This window comes from Carnobacterium sp. ISL-102 (genome assembly GCF_018612935.1).
GTDB lineage: Bacteria > Bacillota > Bacilli > Lactobacillales > Carnobacteriaceae > Carnobacterium_B > Carnobacterium_B alterfunditum.
Genome location: NZ_JAGGRF010000016.1, coordinates 19,519 through 28,367 on the forward strand (window position 1 = coordinate 19,519; position 8,849 = coordinate 28,367).

Genomic DNA, 8,849 nt, shown 5'->3' on the forward strand with positions numbered 1-8,849 from the left:
CCTTCTTTCACTTTTTTTTGAGAGCCTTTTCTTTATCATCTCTTTAGTATTCTACTAAAGTTGATCTTAAACAGCAAGTAACAAAATGTTATTAAAAGAGAAGGTCTAGATGCAAAGAGCTGATATTTGAAAAAGAACAGGATATAATGAAATTAAACTTATTTAACTTATTAAAAGGTAAAAGAAGCGTTATCAAAAAAATATAAACGGATATGCTGACAATAAAACTCTAAATCAAAATAACTAAAATTTGACGAAATAATTTACGAGTGAAATTCAGTTCTAACCAATAACTTAAGGAGGAGAGGATATGTTTAAGCTAATAAAAAAATTGAACATTTGGGCTGTTTTTGGAGCGGTGCTATTTATGTTCATTCAAGTTATTGGAGACTTGTATCTTCCAACTTTGACCGCCGATATTATTGATAATGGTGTATCGACTGGAAACGTGGAGTATATTATTTCTGTAGGCGTTAAAATGTTGGGATTCTCATTGCTTAGTATCCTTGCTGCGCTCGTAAATGTTTATTTGGCCGCACAACAATCACAACGGTTAGGAAAAAAACTGCGTAGTGAACTTTACCGGAAAGTTTCCTATTTCTCAAATGATGAAATGGACAAAGTAGGAACATCTTCTTTACTTACAAGAACGACTAATGATGTAGAACAAATTCAATTGGTTACAATGATCATGTTGAGATTGATGATCATGGCTCCTATCATGCTAGTAGGGGCAGGAGCACTAGCCTACAGTCGTGAACCAAAATTAGCCCAGATTTTCATGTATGTCATCCCAGTATTAGTTGTTTTTATAGGACTTATTATGTATTTCTCAGTGCCGTATTTCAAATCATTGCAAAAGAAAACAGACAACTTAAATCTAGTCTTTCGCGAAGGACTGACAGGGATCCGGGTCATTCGCGCATTTAATCGGAATGATTCTGAAACGAGACGGTTTGATGAAGCTAACAAATCGTTTGCTGAAACATCTATTAAAGCTCAAACGATTTTGAGCTTATTGTTTCCAACACTGACTTTGATCGTCAGTGTAACGAATATTGCTATTATTTGGTTTGGTGGAGCCTATATCAGCACTGGAGATATGGAAGTTGGGAATTTAGTTACTTTTATGACCTATGCAATGCAAATCTTAATAAGCGTCATGATGTTGGCGATGGTCTTTATTTTTATTCCGCGAGGACAAGTCTCAGCAGCACGCATCAATGAAGTTTTAGCGATGGAAAGTAAAATAAAAGATCCAAAAAAACCAATTGCTATTCAAAAACAGACGATGGAAGTGCTAGCATTTGAAAATGTGAATTTCCGTTATTCAGGAGCAGAAAAATTAGCGTTAGAAGGAATCGATTTTAAAGGTTTAAAAGGTGAAGTGGTCGCAATCATTGGAGGTACAGGTTCTGGTAAATCAACTATCGCAAATCTGATCACACGTTTTTATGATATTGAATCAGGAAGTATCAAAATAAATGGTATTGATATCCGAAAAATGGAGCAGACAGCATTGCGCAGTCTTATAGGATATGCACCGCAAAAAGCTTTGCTGTTCACAGGAACGATTCGTGAAAATTTACAGTATGGAAAAGCAGATGCAACAGATGCAGAAATGTGGCATGCGTTAAAAATTGCTCAAGCAGCGGACTTTGTATTAGAGTTGCCTGAAGGCTTAGATGCAGTAGTTGAACAAGGTGGAGGGAATTTCTCTGGCGGGCAAAAGCAGCGATTAAATATCGCTAGAGCATTAGTCGCAAAAGCCGATATTTTGATCTTTGATGATTCTTTTTCCGCACTTGATTTTAAAACGGATGCAGCTTTGAGGAAAGCTTTGCTTTCAGAAACGAGAAATTCTGTGGTCTTGATTATTGCTCAAAGAATTAGTTCGGTCATACAAGCCGACACGATACTTGTTTTAGAAGAAGGGAAATTGGTCGGCAAAGGAACACATGAGGAATTAAAGCAGACAAATAAAACATACCAAGAAATAATGAGATCTCAAATGAGTGAGGAGGAGATGTCATGAGCAAAAACAATCCTGATCCAACTAAACCAGTTCGCGCAATCAAACCGAAAAATTTTTGGGAGACATTGATCAGATTGCTTGGTTATATGTCTACTCGTTCTTTGGCGCTCATAATAGTATTACTCTTAGCCGTTAGTGCGATCGTTTTACAAACTCAAACGCCAAAGATTTTAGGAGCAGCGACAACTGAAATCTTCAGAGGTGTAATGGAAGGTATGCGATTGCGTCAAGCAGGGCAAGAAGTTGAGCTGTTACCCATTGATTTTGAAATGATCACAAGTATTTTGACAACTGTTGCGATCTTTTATGTATTTTCAGCTATATTCAGCTACTTTCAACAATTCACAATGACTCGTGTGGCGCAAAGAACGGTATATGACTTGCGAAATGACTTAAAAGATAAAATGAACCGCGTTCCAATGCACTACTATGACACGCATTCAAACGGAGATATCATGTCTCGCGCTGTAAATGACATGGATCAAATCGCCAATACATTGCAACAAACCCTCACACAATTTATCAATAGTGTGGTCACCTTTTTTGCTGTCCTCTATATGATGCTCACTATCAATGGAACGTTGACCTTAGTCACGTTGATCACTGTTCCCGTAAGCGCTGTAGCGATTGGTTTGATTGCTCCAAGATCACAAAAATTATTTGCAGCTCAGCAAAAAAGGTTAGGGTTGTTAAATGATCAAGTTGAAGAGACCTATGCCGGACACATTGTCGTAAAAACCTACAATCAAGAAGAGCATGAAATCCTAAAGTTTGAAGAAAAAAATGATCAGCTCTTCCAAGCTTCACGAAAAGCTCAGTTTCTATCGGGTATCATCATGCCATTGATGATTTTTATTCGGAACTTAGGCTACCTAGGTGTTGCTACAGTAGGTGGGATTTTTGTTGCAAATGGCGTAGTGACTTTAGGGAATGTTCAAGCTATGTTGCAATATACAAACCAATTCAATCAGCCTATTCGCGAAATGGCCAATCTGATCAATATGATCCAAGCAACGATCGCATCAGCTGAACGTGTTTTTGAGGTGCTAGATGAAGCTGAGATGACTAATGAAACTTCATCTATAAAGCCTGTGGAACATTCGCCTTACAAAGTCCAATTTGAGCATGTTCAATTTGGCTATGGGGGTAAAGATGAGCCACTATTGATGAAAGACTTTAATTTAAACGTTGAAGAAGGACAAATGGTCGCCATTGTTGGCCCAACAGGGGCAGGAAAGTCCACTTTGATCAATCTGCTGGAGCGCTTTTATGATGTGAGTGGCGGAAGCATCAAAATTGATGGAGTTGATACGCGAGATTTTACAAGAGAAGAAGTGCGGTCGCGTTTTGCGATGGTTTTGCAAGATACTTGGCTATTCAATGGGACGATTCTTGATAATATTCGTTATGGTAGTGCTGAATATGGTCAAGATGACGAACGTGTCTACAATTCAGCTAAAGCAGCACATGTAGATGAATTTGTGCGCAAATTGCCAAAGGGGTATGAGACCATGCTTAATGAAGAGGCGAGCAACATTTCATCAGGTCAAAAACAATTGATCACGATTGCTCGGGCTTTTTTAGCTGATCCAGAAATTTTGATCTTAGATGAAGCCACGTCGAGTGTTGATACGCGGACTGAAGTACTGATTCAAAAAGCGATGAGAAAGCTGCTGAAAAACAGGACTAGTTTTGTCGTGGCTCACCGTCTTTCAACTATTCGCGAGGCGGATAATATTGTTGTGATGGATCAGGGAGATGTAATTGAAACAGGGACTCATGATGAGTTGATGGCTCAAAATGGCTTCTATGCCGATCTTTACAACAGTCAATTTGTCTAATAAGAGATTAGTTGATCAATACCTCTTTTCTTGGGTGTCTAAAAATAAGCCACTTGCTTTGCTTTTATTTTTACTAAAATCTGCTAAACTAATAATAGAAGTTTTTATAAAAAAGGAGGTCCACAAATGACGGAAATCAAAAGAATCACAACTGGGAGAATTGCAGAAAATTGTTACGTTATCTACCAGAAAGGAAAAGCATTGATCGTTGATCCTGGAGATGAGTTTGTAGTGATAAAAAGAGCATTAGATGAATTAAATGTGGTACCTACTGCTATTTTATTGACTCATACACATTATGATCATATTGGTGCATTAGAAGAAGCTAGAAAAATGTATTCTATCCCAGTTTATGTTAGTGGTTTAGAGCAAGCTTGGCTTGGAAATCCTATTTTGAATCTTTCAATTAATTCAGGACATCCGTTTACAACGGAGCCTGCCGAATACGAATTTGAATTAGTCAAGACATATGATATTGCAGGATTTCAATTTAAAGTTGTTCCAACTCCTGGTCATTCACCGGGCGGAGTCAGTTTTATATTTGATGATTTTGTTGTTTCTGGTGATGCACTATTCAAAGGAAGTATTGGAAGAGCTGATTTAACAGGCAGTGATCTAGGAGCATTACTAAAAGGGATCAAAGAGCAGCTTTTTACTTTGCCTGATAATATGCGGGTTTATCCTGGTCATGGAGATGAAACGACTATTGGATATGAAAAAAGGACCAATCCTTTTTTTAGGTAAGCTTAATTTTTAAATGCTAACATTATCTATTAAACTACTGAAGAAAAAAGGTTCTATGTCAAATGGTGTGGACACATTATAAAGAAATTTCTTTTGGAATAACGGTTTTGCTTGTGGAGAGCCAAGGGAACACCTGAAGCCTAAAGAGAAAGTTGTCATGATTGTTGCTGCTTTAGCAGCTTACAAACATGATACACTTGGGCGTTATTTGCCCACAGTGCTTCATTTTAGGCTACAAGCAAACCCTATTCCGCCAAAAATTTCAGGTGAATGATCCAATTGATCTATTAATACAAAAAATCATACAGCCTAAAAAAACTGAGACAATTTATTTTGTCTCAGTTTTTTTTAGCTATCTAAATCGATTTAGGGTCCCTGTGTCATAAAAAAACCACCTTAGCGGGAAACGCTAAGGTGGAAAGGGTAAGGTTTCTTTTTACTTTGGAGGAGTAAAAAAGAAATATAAAGAAGTTGGTTTTTGTTTTGGTATATTCATAGTATAGTAGTCAATTATGAAAAAAGTATGACGAAAAAACATAAATTAAGTGAAATCTGCTTATTTAAGATATAACAACGTAAAAAATAGCACCAATTCCTTTATTTAGAAGTATTAAAAAAACTTGCAAATAAAATTCTTTCTATGTATACTTATTAAAAGTAAGTAAAAAAGATTTTTAGTTAAACAACAATAAAAAGTAAAATGAAAAGAGGAATAAATAAATGACTTTATCAGCGAAAACAATCATTGGAAAAGTGGTATTGAATGTTGAAAGTATGGAGAATATGAAAAAATTCTATACAACGATCCTTGGACTAGAAATTAAAAATGAAACTGAACATTTGCTTCAATTAGGAGCATTAGGTGATAAAAAAGTTATATTAGAATTACAGCCGGTTCCAACCATCGGAGAAAAACCGAGTGCAACTGGTATGTATCATATGGCCTTTTTATTGCCAACACGTAAAGACTTAGGAGAAATTTTTTATCATATTTTAGCATCAAAGTATCCATTGACTGGTGCAAGCGACCATGGGTACAGTGAAGCATTGTATTTAGATGATCCAGAAGGAAATGGAATTGAGATTTATAGAGATAAGCCAAAATCAATGTGGGATATTAGAGAAGACGGACAAATCATTGGAGTAACAGAGGCGATGGATGCAGACGGTGTTATTGGAGAAGCTAAACAGGCCTTTCAAGGAATGCCTAAAGGAACCTATATGGGGCACGTTCATTTGTTTGTAGCAGAATTAGAAGAAACAGAAAAATTTTACAACGATATTTTAGGTTTTGATTTGAAATTTAAATTTGGTCCTCAAGCTAAATTTTTCGCGGCAGGAGAGTACCATCACCAGATCGCGGCCAATGTCTGGGCTGGAAGAAACATTCCGGCAGCCCAAAAAGGCTTAAGAGGCTTAGCCTACTTTACAATCGTTGTTTCATCATCTGATGAATTAGCACAAATAAAAGAAAAACTCGATGCAAAAAATTATAGTTATCAATTAGATGAAGCAACACAAACCCTTTCTTTAGAAGATACAAATGGAATAGCCATAAAAATCACAACAACCCATTAATAAATAGTCAAACCTGCAAGCAGCTTGCCGGTTTTTTTGTGTTTTACGATAAAAGAAACGGATAAACTCAGTGTAGAAGAAAATGACCTATTCGATTATAATGAACTATGAAGAAGCGAATCTAGATTTATTAGAAAGAAAAGCAGTAGAAAGGATAATAAAATGTATCCAAAAACAAAAAAAATGATCCAGCAATTGATCGAAGACGAAGTAATACCAGGAGCAAGTTTTGGTTTTATCACAACTAATGAGCGACTAGAATACCATGCAGGATCAGCTACAATTTTACCAAAAAGAGAAGCTATCAAAGAAAATCAGGTTTATGATATTGCCTCATTAACAAAAGTAATCTTAACAACGACTATCTTCTTGCAGTTATGGCAAGAGGAGAAAATAGATCCAGATGATAAGGTCAGCCGTTATTTGACAGATTTTACAGATCAAAAAGTGACCCTAAGGCATTTATTGACTCATACGTCCGGCATAGAAGGCTATATTTCAAATCGAAATACTTTATCTGCAAGTGAGTTGCGAGAAGCCATTCTCCATTTGCCAGTTGGAAAGCTCTTTGAAAAAGAAGTTCGCTACACGGATATAGGATTCATCTTGTTAGGCTTTATTATTGAAGCAATCGAAAAAGACAGTTTAGATAATGTCTTTACTGGACGCATCAGCGGACCTTTGAATTTAACGGATTCGTCCTATCATCCTCGAGATAAACAAGCATGTGCCCCAACAGAAATGGACCCCAAAAGAGGAATGATAAGAGGTGATGTCCATGACCCTAAAGCTTATATACTTGGAAATCATTGCGGAAGTGCAGGCTTATTTGCAACGCTAACAGACTGTTTGACCTTTAGTCAAATGATGTTGAATAGAGGAGAACTCAATAGAAAACGTATTCTTAATGAAAAAACTGTGCTATCATTATTAAAAGACTGGACACCAAATGGTAAATTAAACCGATCGTTAGGCTGGGATATAAAGACCAAAGGTAGTAAAAACTATTTGTTTCATACTGGATTTACAGGAACTTTTATTATATTAGATATCTTGCAGAAAACGGCCTTTGTATTTTTATCTAATCGTGTCCATCCAACGAATGACAACAAATCGGATTACCTTAACCAGCGTGATCGTTTAGTAGACTGTTACTTAGCTGAAAAGGAAACAATGAAGAATCAAATAGATTTTAGGAGGAGTAAAAGCGATGAATGAACCTTTACTATTAAAACCTGTTTTACAAGAAAAAATCTGGGGTGGTAAAAAACTGCGTGAGGTTTTTGGCTATGATTTACCAAGTGATAAAACGGGAGAAGCATGGGCAATAAGTGCTCACCCTAATGGTCCGAGTTTAGTGGAAAATGGACCATATAAAGGGCTGACTCTAGCTGAGGTATGGGATCAGCATCGTGAAGTATTTGGGAACGCAGAAGGAGAAGTTTTTCCTTTGTTAACCAAGATTTTGGATGCTGCTGATGATTTATCGGTACAAGTTCATCCAGATGATCGATACGGTATGGAGCATGAAGGCGAATTAGGTAAAACAGAGTGCTGGTATGTCATTGATGCTGATAAAGGTGCGGAAATTATTTATGGTCACCACGCTCAGACAAAAGAAGAATTAGAACAAATGATTATCGACGGCAAATGGGATGAACTACTGCGTCGCATTGAAGTTAAAAAAGGCGACTTTTTTTACGTCCCAAGCGGAACGATCCATGCGATCGGTGGAGGGATCACGATTCTTGAAACCCAACAATCCAGTGACACGACTTACCGGGTGTACGATTATGACCGTAAAGATGACCAAGGAAAATTAAGAGAATTACACATTAAACAATCGGTGGATGTAACGACTGTCCCTCATGTAGATTCGACTCCTGAAACAAAGATAGAAAAACAAGAAGAGGCAACGATCACAACTCTAGTGAAGACTTCATTTTTTGACGTCTATAAATGGGAAGTGAAGGGTAAAGCTGATTTTAACGCAACAGCTCCGTACACTCTTGTCAGTGTGTTAGAAGGAAACGGTAAACTGATCGTTGAAGCAGGAGAGTATCCATTGAAAAAAGGAACCCACTTGATAGTGCCAAATGATATCAAAAAATGGACAATCGAAGGCGAATTAAAAATCATCGCATCAAACGCATAGGATGCGGAGAGACCCTGAAAGACATGAAGTAAAAATAGGAAATCACAGAGAAGATGTTTCATCTTCGGCGGGATTCATCTTTTTTTACAAGATGTCTGGGTCTCGCAACTCAACTAAAAAACAGGATGTGGAGTTCGACGCTTAGGCTCGACAGAAAAACGAAGAATTTTGTAGAGGATGTACCACCCTCGCAAAAATTATGTTTTTTTACGAGAGCCTGTCGAACGCAACTCAACTAAAGGATGTGGAACTTCCCGTTTAGGCACGCAGCGATTTTCAAGAATTGAAAGCAAGAGCATCCCGCGCATTGCGTCAATTATTGAAAATAGCCCAGTGTCTGGGAAGTGCAACTCAAATAAAGAATTTGGAGTGTCTTGTTTATCCTCGACTAGAAAACAGGAAAATCTTTACGGGGCTGGAACATCCTCGTAGAGATTTCCTCATTATTGAGTAGTAAGAGGACAAAGAAGATGGAAATTAAAGATTGTTTGTCCAG

Annotated in this window: 6 protein-coding genes; all 6 read left to right on the top strand. The window is 37.2% G+C overall.

All coding sequences use genetic code 11. From position 1 onward, the window contains the following. The first annotated feature begins 310 nt into the window (after positions 1-310). The 6 genes from J7E16_RS07670 to manA all read left to right on the top strand — a co-directional run bounded on the left by J7E16_RS07670 (position 311) and on the right by manA (position 8,353). A complete protein-coding gene (locus J7E16_RS07670; protein ID WP_214890585.1) occupies positions 311-2,035 on the top strand; it encodes an ABC transporter ATP-binding protein in 1,725 nt (574 codons plus the stop codon). Further along, positions 2,032-3,876 carry an ABC transporter ATP-binding protein gene (locus J7E16_RS07675; RefSeq protein ID WP_214890587.1) on the top strand — a complete coding sequence of 615 codons (1,845 nt, stop codon included), beginning with the start codon at positions 2,032-2,034 and terminating at the stop codon, positions 3,874-3,876. The genes J7E16_RS07670 and J7E16_RS07675 overlap by 4 nt, the downstream gene beginning before the upstream one ends. Before the next feature lie 126 nt (positions 3,877-4,002). Next, positions 4,003-4,620 carry an MBL fold metallo-hydrolase gene (locus J7E16_RS07680; protein WP_214890588.1) on the top strand — a complete coding sequence of 206 codons (618 nt, stop codon included), beginning with the start codon at positions 4,003-4,005 and terminating at the stop codon, positions 4,618-4,620. A gap of 720 nt (positions 4,621-5,340) precedes the next feature. Further along, the gene (locus J7E16_RS07685; RefSeq protein ID WP_214890590.1) at positions 5,341-6,198 is read left to right on the top strand and encodes a VOC family protein; all 858 of its coding nucleotides are present in this window, start codon (positions 5,341-5,343) and stop codon (positions 6,196-6,198) included. Positions 6,199-6,360: 162 nt separating this feature from the next. Then, a complete protein-coding gene (locus J7E16_RS07690) occupies positions 6,361-7,416 on the top strand; it encodes a serine hydrolase domain-containing protein (protein WP_214890592.1) in 1,056 nt (351 codons plus the stop codon). Then, a complete protein-coding gene (gene manA / locus J7E16_RS07695) occupies positions 7,409-8,353 on the top strand; it encodes a mannose-6-phosphate isomerase, class I (protein WP_214890594.1) in 945 nt (314 codons plus the stop codon). The genes J7E16_RS07690 and manA overlap by 8 nt, the downstream gene beginning before the upstream one ends. Positions 8,354-8,849: the final 496 nt, after the last annotated feature.

Bases quoted from the DNA above. Each gene is read 5' to 3' on its own strand.
- J7E16_RS07670 (WP_214890585.1), top strand. From the start codon at position 311: ATGTTTAAGCTAATAAAAAAATTGAACATTTGGGCTGTTTTTGGAGCG.
- J7E16_RS07675 (WP_214890587.1), top strand. From the start codon at position 2,032: ATGAGCAAAAACAATCCTGATCCAACTAAACCAGTTCGCGCAATCAAA.
- J7E16_RS07680 (WP_214890588.1), top strand. From the start codon at position 4,003: ATGACGGAAATCAAAAGAATCACAACTGGGAGAATTGCAGAAAATTGT.
- J7E16_RS07685 (WP_214890590.1), top strand. From the start codon at position 5,341: ATGACTTTATCAGCGAAAACAATCATTGGAAAAGTGGTATTGAATGTT.
- J7E16_RS07690 (WP_214890592.1), top strand. From the start codon at position 6,361: ATGTATCCAAAAACAAAAAAAATGATCCAGCAATTGATCGAAGACGAA.
- manA (WP_214890594.1), top strand. From the start codon at position 7,409: ATGAATGAACCTTTACTATTAAAACCTGTTTTACAAGAAAAAATCTGG.